Genomic DNA, 24,045 nt, shown 5'->3' with positions numbered 1-24,045 from the left:
TAAATTAACTTACATAAAACAAAAAAGACCTTACATTGCTGTAAAGTCTTTTTAAAAGCTCCCCCTCTTGGGCTCGAACCAAGGACCCTCTGATTAACAGTCAGATGCTCTAACCAACTGAGCTAAGGAGGAAACTATATATTTTTAATTTTATGAACGTTTTTTATTGCTTTTCTCTTTTGAGAGCCGATGTTTATCGGTTTAGCGGTTGCAAATATAGGGCGTTTTTTATTTTTTGCAAATAAAAACTAAGAAATTTTTATTTTTTTTTATTTCCCAACAATTGCTTTGTAGATGTCGTTACCATTGGCAAATAAAAGTAGTGCAATAAGTAATACAAAACCAACCAATTGAGCTTTTTCTAAGAACTTATCGCTCGGTTTTTTTCCTGAGATCATTTCGTATAATAAAAAGATTACATGTCCTCCATCAAGTGCTGGAATAGGTAATAAATTCATAACACCAAGCATAATTGACAACAATGCCGTGATGCTCCAGAACGCAAACCAACTCCATGAAGTAGGAAAAATATTGAAAATAGCACCAAATCCACCTACGCCTTTGTAAGCTCCAGTACTTGGTGTAAAGATTGCTTTAAGTTGTTTTCCGTAGCTTGCAAGTTCGTTAATACCTCTTTCAATTCCCACAGGAATCGATTGTACGAATCCATATTCTAATTTATTAATTTTATAAGTGCCGAGTTTTTCTATATTATCATATGGGATTCTTCCAGCGAACACCAAGCCAAGTTTAGCACTATCATTAACTTTTAAATTAACTTTTAGTTCTTTTTTTTCTCTTAACACAGTGGCTGAAACTGTTTTCCCTTTTAGACTGTCTAATATACTAGTAACTTCATCGGCATATTTGATTGGAGTTCCATTGATATTAGTAATGATATCTTTAGGTTTTACGGCATCTTTATTGAGCGATTTTTCTCCATATCCTGAAACAATAAAAGGTATACGTAAATCAATTAAGGAATTTTTCTTCCCTTTCATCAATTGTGAGATGAAGTTTTGAGGTAATTTAACCTTAACTTCTTTTCCATCACGATTTAAAACTACTTCTTTAGCCAAAAACAATTCTTTGTTGATGTCGTCAAATTTGTCAATTTTAACTCCATCTATGGATACAAATTTATCACCTGTTTTTAATCCTAATTTTTCAATGGTTGGATTACTCACCCAAATACCGTCTTTAATGTTATCGTTAGCAATATATTGTTCGCCATAATAAAAGGTCATTCCAATATAAATAATGAAAGCCAAGATGAAGTTAACTGTTACACCACCTAACATGATAATTAATCGTTGCCAAGCTGGTTTCGAACGAAATTCCCATGGTTGTGGTTCGCCTGCAAGCTGTTCGGTATCCATGCTTTCGTCAATCATTCCGGCAATTTTTACATAACCACCTAGTGGCAACCATCCAATTCCGTATTCGGTTTCGCCGATTTTCTTTTTTAATAACGAATATTTTACGTCGAAGAACAGATAGAATTTTTCAACTCTAGTTTTGAATAATTTAGCTGGGATAAAATGCCCTAATTCGTGAAGAACAATAAGTATTGATAAACTCAGTAGAAACTGAGAAAGTTTGATTACAAATTCCATTTTTATGATTTGGTCTTATTTTAAAAAAGCAAAAGTAAGGTTTTCACCTTACTTTTCATCAATTATGTTTTGTGGGACTAATTTTTTATAATTTTTTTATGAAATGTCCCTTCTGAAGTTTGAATTTGTGCATAAAGTACGCCTGAAGACACATCAGCAATAGAAAAATTCATCGCATTGTTTTCTTTTACAATTTGTCCTAAATTGTTGAAAAGGATTACTTTTTCTAAAGAAACATTAGAGGGCATTTGAATGTGAAGCTCATCGGTTACAGGGTTAGGATAGATAGCAATTGCTTTTTCTAAATCGAACGTATCATTGCCTAATGTTGCTGTATTGTTTTTAGAGATGATATCTTTTTCAGGATCAAATTGTACGCCATTGATTGTGAAAGGAACCGACACGATAAATTGTTGGTTGTTTACCGTGTTGTCAACCATGGTATCGAAAGTTTGTCCTGAAGCACCAGTGAACCTAAGTGGTAAAGGCATTTCGAAATAGCTAACAGAAGCATTGGATTGTGTTTGATTTACAGTTACCTTAACTTGTCCAGGACCCCAGTTTTGCGCCGTAATGGTATAGGTTGGATAGCCTTGATTGTAAATCCAATCATTGAAAAACTCAGTTAAACTAGAGCCGTAAACAGATTCCATATGTGATTTGAAATCGGTTGTTAGGGCATAATTGTACGCCAAGTTTGCATCTGCCAAATATTCTTTCATTCCTTGAAAAAAAAGTGCATCACCCAATTTCAATCGCAACATATTAAGTACCATAGCTCCTTTATTATAGGTCAATCTAGAACTAAAAATGCGATTTACATTGGTCGCTTCTGTATCGGTAAGATATACAGCTCCGCCAGTTTGAGAAGTAATGCTATTAATCATGCTGGTTTTGTCAGCTATAAAAGCAGCGTTTCCATCAAAATTTTCAATTACTAAATCGGCTAAATAGGTGGCAAATCCTTCGTTTAACCAAATATCCTTCCAGCTGCCACAAGTGATTTTATCGCCAAACCATTGGTGTGCCATTTCGTGAGCAATTAGTTGTCTATCAAATCCAACCATAAAAGAAACGGTTGTATGCTCCATTCCGCCACCCCAACCAAATTGGGCATGACCATATTTTTCATTGTGAAAAGGATAAATCTCAAATAAATTTTTGAATAAATCCAAGATTAATGGCGTTTGATCCAATTGCGTTTGTAAAGTCGTATTAAAACTTTCAGGATAGATGTAATTTATTATTGGAAAGGTGTTTGGAGCCGTTCCAGCGGTTTGATTGTAAACGGTATAATCGGTTACTGCCATGCAAATTAAGTAGGCTGGAATTGCATAACCATGATGAAAATGAGTAGTTTTATTGGCGCCATTAATAACTGGTGCCTCGGGTTCGATACCGTTAGAAACGGCAACATATTGTGATGGCGCTGTTATAAAAACGTCAATGCTGTTTATTTTGTCGTTCAAATCTTGTTTGCACGGCCACCAATCTCTCGCTCCAAAAGGCTCCGATAAAGTGTAAAGCGTGTTGCTTCCATTGCCTCTAACTTCGGTTGTAAAAGCTCTAAAGCCATTAACGGGTGGTGCACCAGAATAGGTAACTTCTACCGTTGCTGAGGTACCAGTAGCTTGTATACTTGGAAGTGTAATCACCAATTCGTTATTTCCGTTTTGAACAAAAGTCAAATTTTGAGTGTTTAATTTCACACTACTAACCGTTAGTTCATTGGCTAAATCAAAAGTTAGGGTGCTCATATTGGCAAGAGCGGTATAGGTTGTAGTAATTTTACCTGAAACTAAATATACTTCAGGATCAACGGTAAATTCCAATTTATGGTAGGTAATGTCGTAGTTTAAAGTATTTGGATTAACCGTAATGTTCATCTGCTTGAAAGCCGATTTCATTTCAGCATTAACAATCTCATTTAACGTTTCTTGTTGCTTTTGTGCAAATGAAAAAGCGATGAAAGAGACAAATAGTAGTGAGTAGATTTTTTTCATGGGATTATGCAAATTTTTGCGAATATACTAAATATTAGTTTTTATGAGCTTTAAAATACTATTAAAATTGAATTAAAATGCTATGATTGATGGGTTTACGAAGGTGTATATTCTTTATTATAATGTTCTGTAAATAGAAAGCAATTTCTTAAATTTGCAATCTTATAAAAATTTAGTCATGTTACAGATAGCCGTTATTAGAGAAAATCAAGAGAAAGTGATTACTGCTTTGGCCAAAAAAAGAATGGACGCCAGAGCTATTGTGGAAGAGATAGTGCTTTTAGATGAAAATCGAAGAAGTACACAAGTAGAATTGGATAATACTCTTGCCGAATCCAACAAGCTTTCCAAAGATATTGGCGAAATGATGAAAAGTGGCGAAAAAGCCAAAGCTGAAATTTTAAAGCAAAAAACGGTTTCTTTAAAAGAGAAAAGCAAAGAACTATCAGATAAACTTGAGGTGTTTACCAAAGAACTGACTGAAAAGATGTATTTGTTGCCAAACATGCCAGCAGATATTGTTCCGGAAGGAAAAACACCAGAAGAAAACTTGAATGTTTTTGAAGAAGGCGACGTGCCAAAATTACACGAAGGCGCACTTCCGCATTGGGAATTAGTAAAAAAATACGACATCATCGATTTCGAATTGGGTGTCAAAATTACCGGTGCTGGTTTTCCAGTATATAAAGGAAAAGGTGCCAAATTGCAACGTGCATTGATTTCGTATTTCTTAGATAAAAATACCGATGCAGGCTATCAAGAATACCAAGTACCGCATTTGGTTAATGAAGCTTCGGCTTATGGAACTGGACAATTGCCCGATAAAGAAGGACAAATGTACCATGATGCTACCGATGATTTGTATTTAATTCCGACTGCCGAAGTTCCAGTTACCAATATTTTTCGCGATGTGATTTTGAACGAAAATGAATTGCCAGTTTTATGTACAGGTTACACACCATGTTTCCGTAGAGAAGCTGGTTCGTATGGTGCGCACGTTCGGGGATTGAACCGTTTGCACCAATTTGACAAAGTAGAAATTGTTCGTGTAGAACATCCAGATAAATCGTATGAAGCTCTAGATGAGATGGTAGAACACGTAAAAAATATCATGCGTGAATTGAAATTGCCTTTCCGAATTCTTCGCCTATGTGGTGGAGATATGGGATTTGCTTCCGCTTTAACCTACGATTTTGAAGTATTTTCAACCGCACAAGATCGTTGGTTGGAAATCTCTTCAGTTTCTAATTTTGAAACGTACCAAGCCAATCGTTTGAAATTGCGTTTTAGAGATAAAGACGGTAAAAACCAACTAGCACACACGTTAAACGGAAGTTCGTTAGCGCTACCAAGAGTTATGGCTGGAATTATAGAAAACTATCAAACGCCAGAAGGAATTGTGATTCCAGAAGTGTTGCGCAAGTACACCGGATTTGATATTATTAACTAAAAGTTAATCTTACGGAACAATGTACTAAAATGACACAAAATGTGTTACTTTAGTACATTGTTTTTTAATACCATTCGATGAAAAAACTATTTATAACTTTATTTTTTCTTACATTTTCGCTATTTGTTCAGGGGCAATCCGAACAATTGGCGCAAAACTATTTTGATAGAGGTGAGTTTGAAAAAGCCTTAGTGAGTTATGAAGATTTGTTAAAAGCACAACCCACCAATTTTAATTTTTTTCAGAAAGCTGTCGAATGTTATCAGCAATTATCGCAATTTGATAAAGCCGAAAAGGCCATTCAAGACCGATTGGATAAATACAAACAAGGCAATTTTTTGGTCGAGTTGGGATACAATTACCAATTGCAAAAAAATCAAGAAAAGGCCAAAAAGTGTTACGATCAAGCCATTGATAAAATTCGAAGAAATCCTAATGAAGTGTATCAAATAGCCTATGTTTTTGAGCGAAAAGCCTTGGTAGATTATGCACTTCAAGCCTATCAAGTGGCGTTAGAATTGGAGCCAAAATTTAATTTTAACTTCCAAATGGCATTGCTATATGGGCAAAAAGGCGATACCGACATGATGATTGAAATGTTTTTGACCGAATCGTTTAAAAACCAACAAAATCAAGTCATGATTCAGAATCAATTGTCGCGATTCATGACTGAAGATAGCGATCTTACGTTTAATGAGTCTCTGAAAAAAGCGTTGTTACTTCGCATTCAAAAAACACAGGATTTATATTGGAACGACTATTTGAGTTGGTATTATGTGCAGTTGAAAGAATACGGAAAAGCCTTTATTCAGCAAAAAGCCATCTACAAAAGAAATCCCGAATCATTTTCCAATATCGTCAATTTAGGACAATTGGCCATTGAAGAAGACGATGAAGCAGCAGCTACTGAAATTTTAGGTTTTGTATTGGAAAATACCAAAGATTTAGATTTACAAATTAAGTCGCATACCTATTTGATGCAAATGAAAATTGATAAGGCACAACCTAAAGATTATGCCGCTATCAATCTAGAATTGGATAATTTGATTAAAGAATTTGGTGTTTCACCGTATTCATTATCGTTGTTAAAATTAAAAGCGCATTTTGCTGCCTTTAATTTGAAAGATCCTGAAACGGGTAAAGTGATTTTGAAAAACATTTTGGAAATGCCTATCAACAGAGAACAAGTGGCTGAAGCCAAAATGGAATTGGCGGATATTTTATTGTATGAAGAAAAATTCAATCAAGCGTTAATTTACTATTCTCAAATTGAAGCTGATGGAAACAACAGTCCGATTGGGCAAGAAGCCAATTTAAAAATCGCTAAAACCAGTTATTACAAAGCCGATTTTAAATGGGCTAATCATCAATTGGAAGTGTTAAAATCAGCTTCGACGCAATTGATTGCCAACGATGCACTTGATTTGTTTTTATTGATTTCGGATAATACCGTTGAAGATTCGACTCAAGTAGCCTTAAAGAAATTTGCAAGAGCCGATTTCTTGTTGTTTCAAGATAAAAAACAAGACGCATTAACTGCTTTTCAAGCCATTTTAAAAGAAAATAAAGGCGATGCTATTGAACCTGTAACGCTTTTGCGAATTGGAAAAATCTATGAAAGTATGGGCGACACCACATCGGCATTGGCCAACTACAAACAAATTTTAGACAATTTTAAAGAATGCATTTATATTGATGAAGCCTTGTTTTATTCGGCAGAAATTTACAATCAATTGAATGATTCCGAAAAAGCCAAGCCGCTTTACGAAGAAATAATTACCAAACACGAAGACAGCATTTATTATGTCACGGCGCAAAAGAAATACCGAAAATTGCGCGGCGATAAAGAGATTTAGAGTTTGGATTAATACCTAAAAAAATGATTTTATACAACGTTACTACCAATATAGACGAAAGCGTTCACCACCAGTGGTTGCATTGGATGCAACAAATACACATTCCAGAAGTTTTAGCTACAGGAAAATTCACTTCGGCGCGATTGGTTCGTGTTTTAGTAGAAGAAGAACTGGGTGGATTGACGTATGCTATTCAATATACTACCGATAGTAGAGAAACATTACAGCGTTATTACAATGAAGATGCACCGCGATTGAGAGAAGAAGCAGTGCGTCTTTTTGGAGATAAAATGTTGGCTTTTAGAACCGAATTGGAATTTATTTCTGAGTTTTTTCAGACGAATTAAAAAAACAAACAATTTGCTCTGCGCCTTAGAGCCTTTGCGAGAAATACTAAAAAATAGCGAGATTATTTCTTTACTCGCACTGATTATGGAAAAAGTAAAAGCCAAAAAACACCTCGGACAACATTTTCTTAAAGACGAATCTATCGCCAAAGCCATTGCTGATACGCTCAATCTTGAAGGATATAACGATGTATTAGAAATAGGTCCAGGAATGGGCGTTTTGACCAAGTATTTATTAGAAAAACCGGTCAACACTTATGTTATTGAAATTGATACCGAATCAGTAACTTATTTGGACGAAAATTTTCCAAAGCTGAAAGATAAAATTATCTCTAAAGATTTTTTGAAATACAACATCAACGAAGTTTTTGAAGGCAAACAGTTCGCGATTATTGGAAATTTTCCCTACAATATTTCAACTCAAATTGTTTTTAAAGCATTAGAATACCGCAATCAAATTCCCGAATTTGCCGGCATGTTTCAAAAAGAAGTTGCCGAACGTATTTGTTCTAAAAAAGGCAGTAAAGTATACGGAATCTTATCGGTCTTAGCACAAGCATTTTACGAAGTGGAATATTTATTTACAGTGGATGAAAATGTATTCATTCCACCACCAAAAGTAAAATCGGGTGTTATGCGCATGCGAAGAAAAGAAAACTACACTTTACCGTGCAGTGAAAAAATGCTGTACACGGTTGTAAAAATGGCATTCCAACAACGCAGAAAAACCATGCGAAACAGTTTAAAATCGCTAAATTTGTCCGATAATTTGAGAGAAGATAGTATCTTTGACCTCCGTCCGGAGCAATTATCAGTGGATCAATTTATTGAACTTACCCAAAAAATAGAAGCCTATGCAATTTAAAATCAGCAAAGAGCTCTTAGAGCAAATTGAGCAATTAATTCACCAAAAGAAAGACCAAGAACTGGAACTTTTGTTGAACGATTTGCACCATGCTGATATTGCCGAAATTTTTGACGAATTAGAAATTGAGGAAGCTATTTATATTTTCAAAATTTTAGATAGTGAAATTACGGCTGAAATTTTAACGGAATTAGAGGATGATGTTCGTGAAAAAATTCTACACGGACTTTCTCCTAAAGAAATTGCAGAAGAGTTAGACGAATTAGATACCGATGATGCAGCCGACATTATCGCCGAACTGTCTCAAAGTAAAAAAGAAGAAGTAATCTCCGAACTTGAAGACGTTGAACACGCCAAAGACATTGTCGATTTGTTGCGTTACGACGAAGACACTGCCGGTGGATTGATGGGAAAAGAGTTGGTGAAAGTGAACGAAAACTGGAACGTACTAACGTGTGTTAAAGAAATGCGAAGCCAAGCCGAACATGTAACACGAGTACATTCTATATATGTAGTTGACGATGAAAACCGATTGAAAGGAAGGCTTTCGCTAAAAGATTTATTGACGACCTCTACCAAAACGATGATTAGTGAAGTCTACATTAAGAAAGTAGATTATGTTAAAGTAGATACTCCCAATGTTGAGGTAGCTCGCATCATGCAAAAATACGATTTGGAAGCCATTCCGGTAATAGACGAAATGGGTCGTTTAGTAGGTCGTGTAACCATCGATGATATCGTTGACGTAATCAAGGAAGAAGCCGACAAAGATTACCAAATGGCTGCGGGTATTACCCAAGACGTTGAAGCAGGTGACAGTGTTTTCGAAATGATAAAAGCCCGTTTGCCTTGGCTTTTAATTGGTATGATAATAGAGATTGTAGCCTCTTTTATTATTAAAGGCAATGAAACGGCTTTTGAACAATATAAAACGCTAATTATTTTTGTACCACTACTTTCAGCAACCGCTGGAAATATTGGTGTGCAAGCTTCGGCTATTGTGGTGCAAGGATTGGCCAATGGTTCGCTTAAAGAGTTTAGTCAAAATTACTTTAAAAAAGAATTGATTGTAGCCATGATGTCGGGAACCATAATCTCATTGTTCTTATTGATTTTTCATACGATAGTTTTTGGTCAATTTCATGTAGGAATCGCGATTTCCATTTCCATTATTGTAGTTATTCTTTTTGCAGCCATGCTTGGAACTTTAGTTCCGTTGTTTCTGCATAAGAATAAAATCGATCCAGCTATTGCTACAGGACCATTCATCACAACTACTAATGATGTTTTTGGAATTTTATTGTATTTTACCATAGCTAAATTAGTGCTAGGGTTATAGCCAAATTAGTTGTTATCTATTGAAAGTAACGGTAGGTTTATAATTTCTAATTTCATCTTTAGTATAATCACATTCTTCCGGAATGGTTAGGTATTTGTCTACTTTAATAATTCCATTCAACTCCATCTTGCTTGTAATTATGCCTTCTGTGTTGGTATAATATATTGTTTTTGCTATTCCAAATGGAATTTTGATTTTATTAGAATCTATATTAAAAATCAATGAAGCCATGGTAAAAGCATATTTTAATGTATTTTTTTTGTCGACAATAAAATGCGCTGTAACAATGTTTTTACGCTTTTGATAACTCAAACTTTTTAGGCTAAAAATTTTGTAATGATAATATAAAGTATCATTAATAATGGTGTCATTACAATTTTCAATTTTATAGTTTTCTTTGACTAAACCTTTGTAGCGAAACGTTTGTGTGCATTCATTTGTAATAGTTTCTGCTTTGTAAAAATCATTTTTGTTCATAGCTCCATTTACCGAAACGCCAAGTTCGTCTCTGAAATGAATTGATAAAATTGTGGAATCCTTGTTTTGATGTGTGGAAAGGGTATAATTGTTTTTTTGTGTATTGATCAAATAAATCATTTCAGTTGGCTTTTCATGCAACTTGCATTGTTCTTTATACGCTAAAGCACAATCAAACGAATATTTTTTTTGCCCAAAGCATTGTAGTGCAATCCCAATACAGATTAATAAAAATACGTTTTTCATGGCAGATAATTTAGTGTTAGTATCTCAAAAATAAGTATTTTTATCCTTTAATCAGATTATGAATACAATTAATTACATCAGAATTCTTCATATCGATAGCAATCATCCGTTGCTATGGGAACAATTAGAACAAGCGGGTTTTCAAAATGAAGCCGATTTTACGTCTACAAAAGAAGAAGTTGAAGCAAAAATCCATAATTATCATGGAATAGTCATTCGAAGTCGCTTTAAAATAGACCAATCCTTTTTGGATAAAGCTACCCATTTGCAATTTATAGCGCGAGTAGGTGCCGGATTGGAGAGTATCGATTGTGATTATGCTGCTGCAAAAGGAGTACATCTCATTGCAGCGCCCGAAGGCAATCGCAATGCGGTTGGTGAACACGCACTCGGAATGTTGTTGTCGTTAATGAACAAACTCAATCGTGCCGATCGATTGGTTCGTGAAGGCAAATGGATTCGTGAAGGCAATCGCGGCTTTGAATTAGAACACAAAACCATCGGAATCATAGGTTATGGCAATATGGGTAAATCATTTGCTAAAAAATTACTTGGTTTTGACGTAACCGTTCTGTGTTATGATATTCAAGAACAAGTTGGTGATGAAAATGCCCAACAAGTTAGCCTGCAAGAATTACAGCAACAAGCAGACGTGTTGAGTTTGCATATTCCTTGGACGCCTGAAACTGATAAATTGGTAAATACTGATTTTATCAATGCTTTTGCAAAACCTTTTTGGTTCATTAACACCTCACGAGGGAACAATGTAGTAACAGCCGATTTGGTGGTGGCTTTACAATCGGGTAAAGTTCTTGGTGCCGGTTTGGATGTTTTAGAATACGAAAAGCTATCGTTTGAGAATTTGTTTATTGATACTGAAAAACCTGCCGCCTTTCAATATTTACTAGAAGCCGACAACGTGTTGCTAACACCACACATAGCAGGATGGACGTATGAAAGCCATGAAAAACTGGCGCAAACTATTGTTAATAAGATTATTAATTTTTACAAAAGATAAAAATCATGCAACTTTTGTACTAAATTACCGACCAATAACTATTTTTTTATATTTTAGACAAATCAAAACAAAAAAATACTAACCAAAAAAAACAAAAATTTATGGAATCAAGTAAAGTAGACATGTTCATGATGGCAAATTCTAAGTTTTTCGAAGGACATCATTTAATGGCTGTAAGAGAAAAATTATTGAGTTTAGACGAATCAAAATGGGGAATGGTACAAACTATTCAATTTAAAGATCCAACAACTAGCATCATCGTTTCTTTATTAGGCGGTGGATTAGGAATTGACCGTTTTATGATTGGAGATACTGGAATGGGAATTGGAAAGCTATTGACTTGTGGTGGTTTCGGAATTTGGACTATTATTGACTGGTTCATAATTATGGGAGCTACTCGTGAGAAAAACATGCAAATGTTCCAAAATTCGTTATACTAATTCATGTCTAAAAACAAGTTATATATAGTTATTGTAATAGCTTGTTTGAGTGGATTTTTATATCTTTTTTACAACATAAATTATTCCGAAAGTTCTAATTTGAGATTTTGTTTCTTTAAGAAGGCAACGGGTTATCCTTGTCCGTCTTGTGGATCTACACGAGCTATAAAAATGCTTCTGAAAGGAGATTTTTTAGGAGCACTTCAAATGAATCCTTTCGGAATAATTGTTGCTATACTGATGCTGATTTTACCGGTTTGGATTGGCTTCGATTGGGCAACGCACAAACAGACTTTTTATAAAAGTTATAATAAATTAGAAACCATACTAAAAACTAAATGGCTTGCTGTTTTGTTGATTGTATTGGTTTTACTAAATTGGATTTGGAACATTAAAAAAGGATTATGATTCAAGAATCAACATTTGTTTACAAGCCTTCAGATCACGAAGCAGAAAAAGCATCCAACAGCTATTTAATGTCTTTAGTGGCTTTAGTAGCCGGATTACCTTTGCCCATTATCAATTTGATAGCCACTTTCTTTTTCTTTATTGCCAATAGAAAAGGCACTTATTTTGTGCGATGGCATTGTATGCAAGCTTTATTTTCTCAAATGGCTTTATTGTGCATGAACAGTTTCGGATTTTGGTGGACGGTTTCCATAATTTTTGGACACGAACACGTTACCAACAGGTATTTTGCCTATTTATTCACTGCTTTTTTATTCAACTTGCTAGAGTTTATTTCTACAATTTATAGTGCAGTTCAAACTCGAAAAGGGAAACACGTTCAACAATGGTTTTTCGGAAATCTTACTAATTTAATTTGCAAACCCAATGATAAATAAAACTATTTTTCAAGGATTGACCATTGCAGTTGTGTTCTTCGGAATGTGGTTTGCCTTGTCGCGTGTTGATTTTGTTGGATTTTTTAAAATCGAAAAACACACCGTTGCTGCCGAAAATAAAATTGGAGATTTAATTTGGGATCAAATTCGGGAAACTGAAAATGTAGTTACCAACGATTCTATTGTAAAAGAATTGGATAAATTGATTTTACCCATTTGCAAAGCCAATAATATAGAGCGTGATTCGTTGAAAGTTCATATTGTTGAGAAAGATGAAATCAATGCTTTTGCATTACCCAACAACCATTTGGTAGTTTACACAGGATTAATTACAGAATGTAAAAAACAAGAGGCCTTACAAGGTGTGTTAGGACATGAAATTGCTCACATTGAAAAAAACCATGTCATGAAAAAACTTTCGAAAGAAGTAGGCTTGTCGGTTTTACTTTCTGCTGCTTCTGGAGGTAAAGGTGGCGCTATTCTTAAAGAAATTTTCAAAACACTATCTTCTACAGCCTATGATAGAGCTCTAGAAAAAGAAGCCGATATGGAAAGCGTAAAGTATCTATTGAAAGCAGACATCAATCCAGAACCTATGGCTGATTTTATGTATGAATTAGCCCAAAAACACGATACCCCTGATGGTTTTGGTTGGATTTCAACCCATCCCGAATCGGAAGATCGTGCGAAATACATTTTAGAGTATTTAAAAGGTAAAAAGTACCAAAAGAAACAAACCATTTCCGAAGCCGATTGGAAGGCATACCAAGAAAAAATTAAGGATTTATAATAAAAAGAAAAAGCTAAACATTACGTTTAGCTTTTTTTATGATTTTTAACCTGAGAACTATTCTAATTTTTCACCCAACTTTCGTTCTAGTTCCGCCTGAAATTCTTCCATAACAGGTTTCATAGTGCTTTCTGGAATATCGGCAATCCTGATATACATTAATCCGTCAATAGCATTGTTGAATAAAGGATCGACGTTGAAGGCTACCAAGCGCGCATTTTGTTTGATGTATTTTTTAATCAAAACCGGAAGACGCAAATTACCTGGTTCCAATTCGTCAATGATTTTATCAAACTTATTCAAATCGGCTTCGGCTTCATCAAAGATAAAGTCTTTATCGGCGTCTTTAAGTTTTACTTTAAATTCCTTTTTCGGATGAACGTATTGGGCAATATACGGATCGTAGTAGTTGGATTTCATAAATTCAATCATCAACGATTTCGAAAAATCGGTAAATTGATTACTGATACTTACACCACCCAATAAAAACTTGTGTTCTGGATAACGTAACGTAGTATGAATGATTCCGCGCCAAAGCAAGAACAATGGCATTGGTTTTTGTTGGTAATCTTTTATGATAAACGCACGACCCATTTCAATCGAATTGTGCATCATTTCGTGTAATTCGCTTTCAAATCGAAACAAATCATTCAAGTAAAATCCTTCCATGCCGTATTTTGGGAAAATCTCCGAACCCAATCCCATTCGGTAAGCACCAGCAATTTGCTTGGTTTCATCATCCCAAAGAAACATGTGATGGTAGTATTGATCGTATTTGTCTAAGTCTATAGATTCGTTTGTTCCTTCACCAACTTCTCTAAAAGTCACTTCGCGCAAACGACCAATTTCGTGTAGTATGTTCGGAATTTTGTCGGCTTCTGTAAAAAAAACTTCATAGTTTTTACTTTGCAACAATCGGCAATCGGTATCTCTTAGTTTGTTTACTTCAGCCACCATTTTTTCTTGATTGGCAGGCGTAGCAATTTGTTTCGGACTTTTAGGCGTCTTTAAATTAGGCACCGATAGCAGTTGTTTGCTTTCTTCATTAAAAGAATTCGCCAACATATAGGTTTTCTTTCGTAAAAACTCCGAATACTCTTCAATGGATTGGTGTTCATTTTGTTCGGCAACCGGAATTGGCTTTCCAATGCGCACTTTAATAATACGATCTTTTTGAGTTAACAGTTCCGAGGGTAATTTAGCCGTGCGAAGGGTGTCGTTAATTTTGGAAAGCGAATAAAACAAACGGCTGTTTTTAGCATGAAAATAAATAGGAACGACAGGCACTTGTGCTTTTCGAATTACTTTGATAGCACCTTCTTCCCAAGTTTTGTCTACGACTAACTTGCCGTCTTTATACGTTGAAACTTCACCAGCTGGAAACATCCCCAACGGTTTTCCATCACTCAAATGGCGCAAGGTTTCTTTAATACCGATTACGCTAGATTTAGCATCCTTGTGATTTTCAAAAGGATTTACCGGCATTATATATTTTTTCATAGGTTCAATTCTATGAAGCAAAAAATTCGCAATAATTTTAAAATTGGGCTCTCTTTCAAGCATCAATTTCAAGAGTAAAATACCGTCAATTCCTCCAAGCGGATGATTGGAAATGGTAATATAGGCACCGTCTTTTGGCAACCGTTTTAAATCTTCTTCCGGAATTTCAAACTTAATTTGAAACTCATCCAAAATGGCATTTAAAAACTCTAAATCACTCAAATGTTTATTTCTATCGTAGATTTTGTTGAGCGTAGAAATTTTTAGCACTTTCATAAGCAACCACCCAGAAAAAGTTCCGAATATTCCATATTTATCAGCATTTATAGCCTTTGCAACTTCTTTGGCAGTAACTAAACCCATTTATGTATTTGTTTTTTGAGCAAGTAACAAAGATAATAATTCTTACGAATTTACCTCTAAAAAATAATGAAATCGATTAGGGTGTTAAAGATTTATTATAATTCGTTTATTGCATTTTGATTCTTAGGCATTTTAACTATTTTTGAAAAACTATAAAATTTAACAATGAGAATCATTTCTTATAATGTAAATGGGATTAGAGCTGCAATTTCTAAAGGATTTTTAGACTGGTTGCAACAAGCCAATCCCGATGTTATTTGTCTTCAAGAAATAAAAGCTAAAGAAGATCAAATTCCGATATTAGAAATTGCAAATGCAGGTTATGCCTACCAATATTATTTTCCAGCTGAGAAAAAAGGGTATAGCGGCGTCGCCATTTTATGTAAAACCGAACCCAAAAATATCGTATACGGCACCGGAATTCAGCACATGGATTTTGAAGGAAGAAACCTTCGTGTCGATTTTGACACCGTTTCAGTAATGAGTTTGTACTTGCCGTCGGGAACCAACATCGACCGATTGGATTATAAATTTCAATACATGGATGAGTTTCAAAACTACATCAATCATCTTAAAAAAGAGGTACCGAACTTGGTGATTTGCGGCGATTATAATATTTGTCACGAAGCGATTGATATTCACGATCCCATTCGAAATGCTACCGTTTCGGGGTTTTTACCTTCCGAAAGAAAATGGCTAGACGGCTTTATGAAATCGGGATATATCGACAGTTTTCGTCATTTTAATAAAGAACCGCACCACTATTCGTGGTGGAGTTACCGCGCCGGAGCTAGAGGCAATAACAAAGGCTGGCGCATTGATTACAATTTAGTGAGTGAAAATTTGAAAGACCGAATGACCAGAGCGGTTATTTTACCCGAAGCCAAACATTCTGATCACTGCCCAATTGTAGTTGAAATTGATGAGTAGCTTATCGCGCTGTTCGTTGCAACATTTTTCATAAAATTGTTTTTTTCTAAAGCAAAGAAAGAGCTTCCATTGGTCGCTTTCCTTCACTAAGAAAAAAATACAATTTTCTTGAAAAAGGGTTTCCACTTCCATCACGGCTAAGAACCACAATCGTTTCCAACAAAACGTTCTAGCTTAAATAGGGAAACCTAAAATGTCAATAACAATGTTAATAACACAATTTTTTAATAGATGAACAACCCTTTTGATGGGTTAATTTTGATTCGATTCAATAAATACAAAAACAATGATTAAAAAGATTTCCCTAGGATTATTAGTGTTAGCACTTTCCACTTCTTGTGTGTCTAAAAAGATTTACAACGACTTGGAAAATAAATTTGCTGATTTAAAGAAAGAGAACAGAAAACTTTCCGATGATAATGAGGCCTTAAACAAAGCCAAAAATCAATTGGAAACCGATGGTGCCAAACTCAAAGCGGATTACGACAAGCTTAAAGCAGAACGTGATAAATTACAAGCCGATTATGCCGCTACAGATAAGAATTTGAAAACACTTCAAGCCTCTTATAATGCGTTAGAAAAAGACAGTAACGATGCGCTTTCGGCAAACATTAATAAAAACCGTGAATTGTTAGCCCAATTGGAAGCAAAAGAAAAATCGTTGGCAGCAGAACAAGATCGCTTGAATAAATTAAAAGCCGATTTGGATGCCAGTTCTAAACGTTTAAGCGAGTTAGAGTCATACATAGCCGCCAAAGACGCTAGTATGAAGAAGTTGAAAGAAACCTTGATGAAATCCTTAAAAGCGTTTGATGGTAAAGGATTAACGGTTCATGAAAAAGACGGAAAAGTATACGTGTCTATGGAAAACAAATTGTTATTCCAAACCGGAAGTTGGTCGGTAAATGCCGAAGGAAAAACAGCCGTAGTGGAAGTGGGTAAAGTATTGGCTCAAAATCCAGACTTGTCTATATTAATTGAAGGACACACCGACGACGATAAAATTACTGGAAATCTTGGTGGTGGAATTGAAAACAACTGGGATTTATCTACCAAAAGAGCGACGGCAATTGTAAACATACTTTCGGAAAATAAAGGAGTTAATAAACAAAATTTAACCGCAGCTGGTCGTGGAGAATTCGCGCCTTTAATGAGTAACGATACCCCAGAAGGCAAAGCCAAAAACCGAAGAATTGAAATCATTTTAACGCCAAAATTGGATGAGATTTCCAAAATGTTGAACGACTTATAGACGTTAAATAAATACAAAAAAAGCCCTAAGACGAACTTAGGGCTTTTTTGTAGGTATTTGTTTGAATACGATATCATTAACATAAAAAAACAACGTTTTCGTAAGTTTATACATTTCTTAACTACGATTTATTTTGTTTTGTTAACATTTTAACTAATTTTGCCGGCTTATGAGGGTAATTTCAATTATACTGTACTTTAGTTTCCTACTAATAGGATGTGGGAGTTATTCTTATGCAGGTGCTCATACCGCCAATTCTACCAATTCATCATTTCAAAATTTTGCTCACAAAAAGCATATCAAACCTACCATTGAAGATCAAAGTATCGTTGTAATAGAAGATTCTGATGTTGATTTTGAAGATGATTATTTTGCAAATGAAAATAATAATGACCATTGTAAAACCAATTTCTTAGTTGGTAAGTATGATTTGATGAATACCTTATATTCGTTAAATAGCCAACAATTTGCATTATTAGAGTGTAAAAAATATTTTGAAATTTTTCTACACTCAAGGGTCAATTCCTGTCCCATCTACCTTTCTCAAAAAGTTTTAAGAATTTGATATATAATAGCAATTACTAAAGATAATTTTTATTTTAGTGATAGTAATTTGTAATTTTACTTCACATGAAAATAGTTATATCATTTTGTATGCTGTTAAATATTAGCTTAAAGGAATAATTTTCCAATAATCCAATCGCATAATTTCCATATTTAATCATGAAAAGAAAAATCGTGTTTTTAGGCTTAATTGCCTTATTGTCACTTACCAGTTGTAATTCCAAAAAAGAAGAAAAAGAAGAAGCTGTAAAATTTGCTGTTACCAATCCAGTCGTTATTGATACGTCTTTTACTAAACAATATGTTTCGCAAATTCGTTCGGTACGTAATATTGAAATTCGTGCACAAGAAAAAGGATTTCTTCAAAACATCTATGTCGATGAAGGGCAATATGTAAATGCAGGTCAGTTGTTATTCAGAATCATGCCTAAAATTTACGAAGCCGAATTGTTAAAAGCGCAAGCTGAAGCTCAATCCGCTTCTATAGAGTTGCAAAATGCCAAAATGTTGGCCGAAAAAAATGTAGTTTCTAAAAGCGAACAAGCCATGGCTCAAGCTAAATTGGAACAAGCCAGAGCTGAAGTTTCTTTGGCAAAATTACATTTGTCGTTTACCGAAATCAGAGCACCATTTGCCGGTACCATTGATAGAATCCCAAAAAAATTAGGAAGTCTTATCGACGAAGGTGAATTGCTAACCAGTCTTTCAGACAACAGTAAAATGTTTGCCTATTTTAATGTTTCTGAACCAGAATACTTAGAATATCAAAACAATGTAAAAGATAGAGGCGATACCAATGTAACTTTACTTTTAGCCAACGGACAGCCTTTAAAATACAAAGGAAAAGTAGAAGTTATTGAAAGTGAATTTGATAACGAAACAGGAAATATTGCCTTTAGAGCGAGTTTCCCAAACTCTGATAAACTTTTAAGAAATGGGGAAACAGGTGAGATTCAAATGAAAGTTCCTGTTAAAAATGCCGTGGTTATTCCGCAAAAAGCGACCTATGAAATTCAGGATAAAAAGTTTGTGTTTGTAGTCGATAAAAATAATGTACTTCGATCTCGTGAGATTACAATTAAAGGTGAAATGCCTGATTTGTATGTTGTGGAATCTGGAATAACTGTTGACGATAAAATTTTATTAGAAGGTATTCAAAAAGCCAACGATAATGATAAAATTAAATACGATTACCTTGATCCAAAGAAAGTAATTTCAACCTTGAGACTAAAATCGGAGTAGTGTAATAACGATATAAAAAAATAAAAAATGTTTAATAAATTTATACAAAGACCTGTATTGTCGATTGTAATATCGCTAATTATTGTCTTTTTAGGAATATTGTCAATGTTGGGTTTACCAGTAACGCAATTTCCTTCTATTTCGCCTCCCAAAGTTAATATTACTGCCGATTATCCTGGTGCCAATGGCGAATTGATGATTAAAGCAGTAGTAATTCCATTAGAACGTGCCATCAACGGTGTTCCCGGAATGAAATACATTACTTCTAATGCAGGAAATGATGGTGAAGCTTCGGTTCAAGTGGTATTTAATTTGGGAACTGACCCTAATCAAGCTGCGATTAATATCCAAAACCGTGTGGCTTCGGTAACCAATAAACTTCCTCCTTTAGTAATTCGTGAAGGGTTGAAAATTACTCGCGAAGAACCCAATATGTTGCTTTACGTAAACTTATTCAGTAAGGATCCTAAAGCAGACCAAAAATTCTTATATAATTATGCTGATATCAATATTTTATCTGATATAAAACGTGTTAATGGTGTTGGGTTTGCGGATATCTTAGGAAACCGTGATTATGCCATGCGTATTTGGTTGAAACCCGACAGAATGTTGGCGTACAAAATCTCTACAGATGAGGTTATGGAAGCTCTTAGTAATCAAAGTTTAGAAGCTTCTCCAGGGAAAACAGGTGAAAGTTCGGGTAAACGATCACAAGCATTTGAATATGTATTAAAATACAAAGGGCGTTTTACTACTAAAGAAGGTTATCAGAATATAGTGGTTCGCTCTAATGCTAACGGTGAGTTATTACGATTGAAAGATGTGGCTGATGTTGAGTTTGGAAGTTCCATGTACGACATCTATTCTAGTCTTGATGGAAAGCCATCAGCTGCAATTACGATAAAACAGTCCTATGGAAGTAATGCAAGTCAAGTAATTAGAGACGTTAAAGCCAAGCTTGAAGAATTGAAAAAAGCGTTTCCAAGCGGAATGGATTATGAAATCAGTTATGATGCCTCTAAGTTTTTGGATGCCTCTATCGAAAAAGTACTTCATACCTTAGTCGAAGCGTTTATTTTGGTTGGTTTAGTGGTGTTTTTGTTTTTGGGTGATTGGCGTTCCACGCTTATTCCGGCTATAGCCGTTCCAGTATCGCTTATTGGTACGTTTGCTTTCATGCAATTGTTTGGAATCACGATAAACTTAATCACTTTATTTGCATTGGTTTTAGCGATTGGAGTCGTCGTCGATGATGCGATTGTAGTAATTGAAGCCGTCCATGCCAAAATGGAAGAAGAACATCTTTCTGCCAGAAAAGCTACTAAAAAAGCCATGTCAGAAATTGGTGGTGCTATTATCGCTATTACCTTTTTAATGGCGGCGGTGTTTATCCCTGTGGCCTTCATGTCGGGTCCAGTTGGGATTTTCTACCGTCAGTTTTCGATCACAATGGCAACTGCCATCATACTCTCGGGTATTGTGGCGTTAACTTTAACACCAGCTTTATGTGCCTTAATGTTGAAAAATACTCATGGTGTCGCACGACCTAAAAATTTAATCAATCGCTTTTTGGACGGATTCAATAATAAGTTTAATATTTTGTCATCAAAATACCAAAAAATATTGTCTACGTTCATCAACAGAAGGTCTGTTTCGTTACTAGTATTGTTGGCATTTTGTACGGGTATATTTTTCATAAACAACAGCCTTCCCTCTGGATTTATTCCTAGTGAGGATCAAGGAATGTTTTATGCCATCATCCAAACGCCTCCAGGATCATCTTTAGAAAGAACCAATCAAATTGCTGAAAAACTTCAAAAAGTAGCCGAAAAAGTGGAAGGAGTAAAGTCAGTTTCAGCTTTAGCAGGATACGAAATTTTGGCCGAAGGAACAGGTTCTAATACGGGTACTTGTTTGATTAATTTAAAAGATTGGCACGAACGTAAACACAACGTTGAAGAAATAATCGAAGAGTTGGAGAAAGAGACCAAAGATATTTCGGGTGCTACAATCGAATATTTTCAACCTCCTGCAGTACCAGGTTATGGAGCTGCCGGTGGATTTGAGTTGCGTTTGTTGGATAAAGCTGGTTCTGGCGATTATAAAAAAATGGAAACCGTGAGTAGAGATTTTGTGGCTGCGTTAAAAAAACGTCCCGAACTTACTTCGGTATTTACATTCTACAGTGCCAGTTTCCCTCAATACATGCTTGATATTGATAACGATATTGCACAACAAAAAGGCGTAAGCATTGACAATGCTATGAATACACTCTCTACTTTGGTGGGAAGTAATTACGAAACCAGTTTCATTAAATACGGTAGACAGTACAAAGTAATTGTACAATCTTCACCTGAATTTAGAGCACTTCCAGAAGATATTTTGAAATTGTATGTTAAAAATGATCGTGACGAAATGGTGCCGTTTTCTGCCTTTATGAAAATGGAAAAAGTATACGGACTTTCAGAGATTACGAGACACAATATGTATACTGCTGCCGAAATTAGTGGTGCTCCTGCTATTGGATACAGTAGTGGAACGGCCATTGAAGTGGTAAAAGAAGTAGCCGAAAAAACACTTCCTAGAGGTTTCGGAATTGATTGGGCCGGAATATCTGCCGATGAGGTGGCTCGTGGAAACGAAGCGATTTACATCTTCTTAATTTGTCTTGGCTTCGTTTACTTAGTACTTGCTGCACAATACGAGAGTTTTATTTTGCCTTTAGTCGTGATTTTATCATTACCAGCCGGAATTTTCGGAGCGTTTTTATTCCTAAAATTGTTCGGTTTGGCCAACAACATTTATGCTCAAGTTGCCTTTGTAATGCTCATTGGATTACTGGGTAAAAATGCGGTATTGATTGTGGAGTTTGCTGCCCAAAAACACAGTCAAGGTGCTTCGGTACTGAATGCTGCGAAAGAAGGAGCTGCAGTGCGTTTCAGACCAATTTTGATGACCTCATTTGCTTTTATTGCAGGATTAATTCCATTGACATTAGCGACAGATCCGGGTAAAATTGGAAACAGAACCTTAGGTTCGGCTGCTGCAGGTGGAATGCTTATAGGAACCATTTGTGGGGTACTAATTATCCCAGGATTGTACTACATTTTTGGCAGAATTTCTGAAAAAACCAAGTTCGTTAAAAACGAAGAAGAAAATCCATTAACCGAAGAATTTGATACGCACAATGATGATGAATAATATAAAGTTATACCATTACCTTATCCCGCTAGGATTTTCTCTAGCGGTGGTAAGTTGTAAAGCGCCAGCAGTTGCACCAACACCAGCTAGCGCACCAATGCCCGAAGCCTATGTAACCAGTAAAGATACTGCGAACATGGCAACAACGCCTTGGAAAACCTTTTTTAAAGATAAAAATCTAACCGATTTAATTGATGTGGCGTTAAAAAACAACCAAGAGTTGCTCATTACGTTACAAGAAATTGAAATTGCCAAAAGCGAAATCCGTATGCGCAAAGGTGCTATTTTGCCAACAATTGGCATTGGTGCTGGAGCAGGAGTAGAAAAAGTAGGACGTTATACCAGTCAAGGTGCTGGAGATGCTTCTACAGAAATTACACCAGGGCAAGAATTCCCTGATCCATTAACAGACTATCGCGTGGCTGCGCTCGCACATTGGGAAGTTGATATTTGGAAGAAATTACGCAATGCCAAAAAAGCTGCTGTAACGCGCTATTTATCTACTGTTGAAGGGAAAAATTTTGTCGTTACCAATCTTGTTGCTGAGGTGGCAAGTTCGTATTACGAATTACTGTCTTTAGACAATCAGTTGGAAATTGTTAGACAGAATATCAAATTGCAACAAAATGCTTTAGAGATTGTAAAAATTCAAAAAGACGGTGCTCGTGCTACCGAATTGGGTGTTCAAAAGTTTCAAGCGGAAGTATTGGCTTCGCAAAATATGGAGTTTGAAATTTTACAACAAATTAAAGAAACCGAAAACCGAATCAACTTTTTATTAGGACGTTATCCGCAAGAAATAAAAAGAGATAAAACAAGTTTTGTGAGTGTAGCTCCAGCGACCATAAATTCGGGTATTCCTTCGCAATTGTTGGCTAATCGTCCCGATATTAAACAAGCCGAATTGGAGTTGGTTGCTGCCAAACTAGATGTAAAAGTAGCGCGTGCCGAATTTTATCCTTCGTTGGATATTTCAGCTTCATTAGGATTGCAAGCGTTTAAACCATCGTATTTGTTTACGGTTCCCGAATCGTTGTTGTATTCGTTAGTAGGTGATATTGCTGGTCCGCTAATCAATCGAAATGCGATAAAAGCCGAGTACAATAAAGCCAATGCACGACAATTACAAGCGTTATACAATTACGAACGTACCATTTTAAATGCTTATTTTGAAGTGTCAACAGAATTGTTCCGAATCAAAAATTTAGAAAGCAGTTATGGTTTAAAAACCAAACAAGTAGATGCCTTAAACCGTTCTATCGAGGTTTCTAATGATTTGTTCAAATCGGCACGTGTAGACTATTTTGAAGTGTTAATGACGCAACGCGATGCTTTAGAATCGCAATTGCAATTGGTGGAAATCAAGAAAGATCAATTAAATACATTGGTGCATATTTATAGAAATCTTGGTGGTGGTTGGAAATAACAGTTACACCACTTAGCTCAATAAAAAAAGACCGTCAGTAATGGCGGTCTTTTTTTTAATTTCAAAATTCCATGTTGAATATCCCAAGTTCAAAGAATGTTGAATATTCAATTTAGATTAACGAATGTTGATGTTTCAGTTTATGATTGTATAGAAATTTCAAAATTCAAAATTCCATGTTGAATATTCCAAGTTCAAAGAATGTTGAATATTCAATTTTGATTAACGAATGTTGATGTTTCAGTTTATGATTGTATAGAAATTTCAAAATTCAA

At 35.3% G+C, this 24,045-nt stretch carries 20 protein-coding genes and 1 tRNA gene; 16 read left to right on the top strand and 5 right to left on the bottom strand.

The window, feature by feature from the left end:
• Positions 1-58 precede the first annotated feature (58 nt).
• From ACODSI_RS07305 to ACODSI_RS07295, 3 genes are all read right to left on the bottom strand, one after another.
• Positions 59-132, bottom strand: a tRNA-Asn gene (locus tag ACODSI_RS07305).
• Between the two features lie 137 nt (positions 133-269).
• Positions 270-1,616, bottom strand: a complete 1,347-nt coding sequence (rseP, locus tag ACODSI_RS07300; protein ID WP_488916180.1) for an RIP metalloprotease RseP — start codon at positions 1,614-1,616, stop codon at positions 270-272.
• 77 nt (positions 1,617-1,693) lie between these two features.
• The gene (locus ACODSI_RS07295) at positions 1,694-3,619 is read right to left on the bottom strand and encodes a M1 family metallopeptidase (RefSeq protein WP_488916179.1); all 1,926 of its coding nucleotides are present in this window, start codon (positions 3,617-3,619) and stop codon (positions 1,694-1,696) included.
• 178 nt (positions 3,620-3,797) lie between these two features.
• On the opposite strand from ACODSI_RS07295, the gene serS reads away from it, so the two are divergent.
• The 5 genes from serS (at position 3,798) to mgtE (ending at position 9,476) form a co-directional block, all read left to right on the top strand.
• Positions 3,798-5,069, top strand: a complete 1,272-nt coding sequence (gene serS, locus ACODSI_RS07290) for a serine--tRNA ligase (RefSeq protein WP_488916178.1) — start codon at positions 3,798-3,800, stop codon at positions 5,067-5,069.
• A 77-nt stretch (positions 5,070-5,146) separates the two neighbouring features.
• Positions 5,147-6,925, top strand: coding sequence for a tetratricopeptide repeat protein (locus ACODSI_RS07285; protein ID WP_488916177.1), 1,779 nt, complete (start codon positions 5,147-5,149; stop codon positions 6,923-6,925).
• A 23-nt stretch (positions 6,926-6,948) separates the two neighbouring features.
• Complete coding sequence (locus tag ACODSI_RS07280) at positions 6,949-7,272, top strand: DUF4286 family protein (protein ID WP_488916176.1); 324 nt, start codon at positions 6,949-6,951, stop codon at positions 7,270-7,272.
• Positions 7,273-7,357: 85 nt separating this feature from the next.
• Entirely contained in the window at positions 7,358-8,137 is a 780-nt protein-coding gene (gene rsmA, locus ACODSI_RS07275) for a 16S rRNA (adenine(1518)-N(6)/adenine(1519)-N(6))-dimethyltransferase RsmA (RefSeq protein ID WP_488916175.1), read from the top strand.
• Positions 8,127-9,476: a magnesium transporter gene (gene mgtE, locus ACODSI_RS07270; RefSeq protein WP_488916174.1), complete on the top strand. Its 1,350-nt coding sequence runs from the start codon at positions 8,127-8,129 to the stop codon at positions 9,474-9,476. The genes rsmA and mgtE overlap by 11 nt, the downstream gene beginning before the upstream one ends.
• A gap of 12 nt (positions 9,477-9,488) precedes the next feature.
• Here the strand turns inward: mgtE and ACODSI_RS07265 are convergent, their stop codons facing one another.
• Positions 9,489-10,199: a hypothetical protein gene (locus tag ACODSI_RS07265; RefSeq protein ID WP_488916173.1), complete on the bottom strand. Its 711-nt coding sequence runs from the start codon at positions 10,197-10,199 to the stop codon at positions 9,489-9,491.
• Positions 10,200-10,257: 58 nt separating this feature from the next.
• Between ACODSI_RS07265 and ACODSI_RS07260 the strand changes: the two genes are divergently transcribed.
• From ACODSI_RS07260 to ACODSI_RS07240, 5 genes are all read left to right on the top strand, one after another.
• Positions 10,258-11,217: a 2-hydroxyacid dehydrogenase gene (locus ACODSI_RS07260; RefSeq protein WP_488916172.1), complete on the top strand. Its 960-nt coding sequence runs from the start codon at positions 10,258-10,260 to the stop codon at positions 11,215-11,217.
• Positions 11,218-11,318: 101 nt separating this feature from the next.
• Positions 11,319-11,657, top strand: a complete 339-nt coding sequence (locus ACODSI_RS07255; RefSeq protein WP_488916171.1) for a TM2 domain-containing protein — start codon at positions 11,319-11,321, stop codon at positions 11,655-11,657.
• A gap of 3 nt (positions 11,658-11,660) precedes the next feature.
• Complete coding sequence (locus ACODSI_RS07250; RefSeq protein ID WP_488916170.1) at positions 11,661-12,065, top strand: DUF2752 domain-containing protein; 405 nt, start codon at positions 11,661-11,663, stop codon at positions 12,063-12,065.
• Positions 12,062-12,502 carry a magnetosome magnetite crystal formation protein family gene (locus ACODSI_RS07245; RefSeq protein ID WP_488916169.1) on the top strand — a complete coding sequence of 147 codons (441 nt, stop codon included), beginning with the start codon at positions 12,062-12,064 and terminating at the stop codon, positions 12,500-12,502. The genes ACODSI_RS07250 and ACODSI_RS07245 overlap by 4 nt, the downstream gene beginning before the upstream one ends.
• On the top strand, positions 12,492-13,292 hold the full coding sequence (locus tag ACODSI_RS07240) for a M48 family metallopeptidase (RefSeq protein WP_488916168.1): 801 nt from the start codon (positions 12,492-12,494) through the stop codon (positions 13,290-13,292). Before ACODSI_RS07245 ends, ACODSI_RS07240 begins: the two co-directional genes overlap by 11 nt.
• A gap of 57 nt (positions 13,293-13,349) precedes the next feature.
• Here the strand turns inward: ACODSI_RS07240 and ACODSI_RS07235 are convergent, their stop codons facing one another.
• Positions 13,350-15,155, bottom strand: a complete 1,806-nt coding sequence (locus tag ACODSI_RS07235) for a GNAT family N-acyltransferase (protein WP_488916167.1) — start codon at positions 15,153-15,155, stop codon at positions 13,350-13,352.
• Between the two features lie 165 nt (positions 15,156-15,320).
• Between ACODSI_RS07235 and ACODSI_RS07230 the strand changes: the two genes are divergently transcribed.
• The 6 genes from ACODSI_RS07230 to ACODSI_RS07205 all read left to right on the top strand — a co-directional run bounded on the left by ACODSI_RS07230 (position 15,321) and on the right by ACODSI_RS07205 (position 23,770).
• Complete coding sequence (locus tag ACODSI_RS07230) at positions 15,321-16,085, top strand: exodeoxyribonuclease III (RefSeq protein ID WP_488916166.1); 765 nt, start codon at positions 15,321-15,323, stop codon at positions 16,083-16,085.
• A gap of 286 nt (positions 16,086-16,371) precedes the next feature.
• Positions 16,372-17,337: an OmpA family protein gene (locus ACODSI_RS07225; protein ID WP_488916165.1), complete on the top strand. Its 966-nt coding sequence runs from the start codon at positions 16,372-16,374 to the stop codon at positions 17,335-17,337.
• A 169-nt stretch (positions 17,338-17,506) separates the two neighbouring features.
• The gene (locus ACODSI_RS07220; protein ID WP_488916164.1) at positions 17,507-17,902 is read left to right on the top strand and encodes a hypothetical protein; all 396 of its coding nucleotides are present in this window, start codon (positions 17,507-17,509) and stop codon (positions 17,900-17,902) included.
• Positions 17,903-18,060: 158 nt separating this feature from the next.
• Positions 18,061-19,143, top strand: coding sequence for an efflux RND transporter periplasmic adaptor subunit (locus ACODSI_RS07215; RefSeq protein ID WP_488916163.1), 1,083 nt, complete (start codon positions 18,061-18,063; stop codon positions 19,141-19,143).
• Between the two features lie 27 nt (positions 19,144-19,170).
• Entirely contained in the window at positions 19,171-22,344 is a 3,174-nt protein-coding gene (locus ACODSI_RS07210) for an efflux RND transporter permease subunit (RefSeq protein ID WP_488916162.1), read from the top strand.
• Positions 22,337-23,770, top strand: a complete 1,434-nt coding sequence (locus tag ACODSI_RS07205; protein WP_488916330.1) for a TolC family protein — start codon at positions 22,337-22,339, stop codon at positions 23,768-23,770. The genes ACODSI_RS07210 and ACODSI_RS07205 overlap by 8 nt, the downstream gene beginning before the upstream one ends.
• Positions 23,771-24,045: the final 275 nt, after the last annotated feature.

Source organism: Flavobacterium sp. FG139, from assembly GCF_057809695.1.
Note: the sequence above shows the minus strand (reverse complement) of the source record. Positions and strands in the feature narration are given on the sequence as shown.

Bases quoted from the DNA above. Each gene is read 5' to 3' on its own strand.
- ACODSI_RS07265 (WP_488916173.1), bottom strand. From the start codon at position 10,199: ATGAAAAACGTATTTTTATTAATCTGTATTGGGATTGCACTACAATGC.
- ACODSI_RS07245 (WP_488916169.1), top strand. From the start codon at position 12,062: ATGATTCAAGAATCAACATTTGTTTACAAGCCTTCAGATCACGAAGCA.
- ACODSI_RS07285 (WP_488916177.1), top strand. From the start codon at position 5,147: ATGAAAAAACTATTTATAACTTTATTTTTTCTTACATTTTCGCTATTT.
- ACODSI_RS07255 (WP_488916171.1), top strand. From the start codon at position 11,319: ATGGAATCAAGTAAAGTAGACATGTTCATGATGGCAAATTCTAAGTTT.
- ACODSI_RS07235 (WP_488916167.1), bottom strand. From the start codon at position 15,155: ATGGGTTTAGTTACTGCCAAAGAAGTTGCAAAGGCTATAAATGCTGAT.
- ACODSI_RS07215 (WP_488916163.1), top strand. From the start codon at position 18,061: ATGAAAAGAAAAATCGTGTTTTTAGGCTTAATTGCCTTATTGTCACTT.
- ACODSI_RS07220 (WP_488916164.1), top strand. From the start codon at position 17,507: ATGAGGGTAATTTCAATTATACTGTACTTTAGTTTCCTACTAATAGGA.
- ACODSI_RS07230 (WP_488916166.1), top strand. From the start codon at position 15,321: ATGAGAATCATTTCTTATAATGTAAATGGGATTAGAGCTGCAATTTCT.
- ACODSI_RS07205 (WP_488916330.1), top strand. From the start codon at position 22,337: ATGAATAATATAAAGTTATACCATTACCTTATCCCGCTAGGATTTTCT.
- ACODSI_RS07210 (WP_488916162.1), top strand. From the start codon at position 19,171: ATGTTTAATAAATTTATACAAAGACCTGTATTGTCGATTGTAATATCG.
- rseP (WP_488916180.1), bottom strand. From the start codon at position 1,616: ATGGAATTTGTAATCAAACTTTCTCAGTTTCTACTGAGTTTATCAATA.
- ACODSI_RS07240 (WP_488916168.1), top strand. From the start codon at position 12,492: ATGATAAATAAAACTATTTTTCAAGGATTGACCATTGCAGTTGTGTTC.
- rsmA (WP_488916175.1), top strand. From the start codon at position 7,358: ATGGAAAAAGTAAAAGCCAAAAAACACCTCGGACAACATTTTCTTAAA.
- ACODSI_RS07250 (WP_488916170.1), top strand. From the start codon at position 11,661: ATGTCTAAAAACAAGTTATATATAGTTATTGTAATAGCTTGTTTGAGT.
- ACODSI_RS07295 (WP_488916179.1), bottom strand. From the start codon at position 3,619: ATGAAAAAAATCTACTCACTACTATTTGTCTCTTTCATCGCTTTTTCA.
- ACODSI_RS07260 (WP_488916172.1), top strand. From the start codon at position 10,258: ATGAATACAATTAATTACATCAGAATTCTTCATATCGATAGCAATCAT.
- mgtE (WP_488916174.1), top strand. From the start codon at position 8,127: ATGCAATTTAAAATCAGCAAAGAGCTCTTAGAGCAAATTGAGCAATTA.
- ACODSI_RS07225 (WP_488916165.1), top strand. From the start codon at position 16,372: ATGATTAAAAAGATTTCCCTAGGATTATTAGTGTTAGCACTTTCCACT.
- ACODSI_RS07280 (WP_488916176.1), top strand. From the start codon at position 6,949: ATGATTTTATACAACGTTACTACCAATATAGACGAAAGCGTTCACCAC.
- serS (WP_488916178.1), top strand. From the start codon at position 3,798: ATGTTACAGATAGCCGTTATTAGAGAAAATCAAGAGAAAGTGATTACT.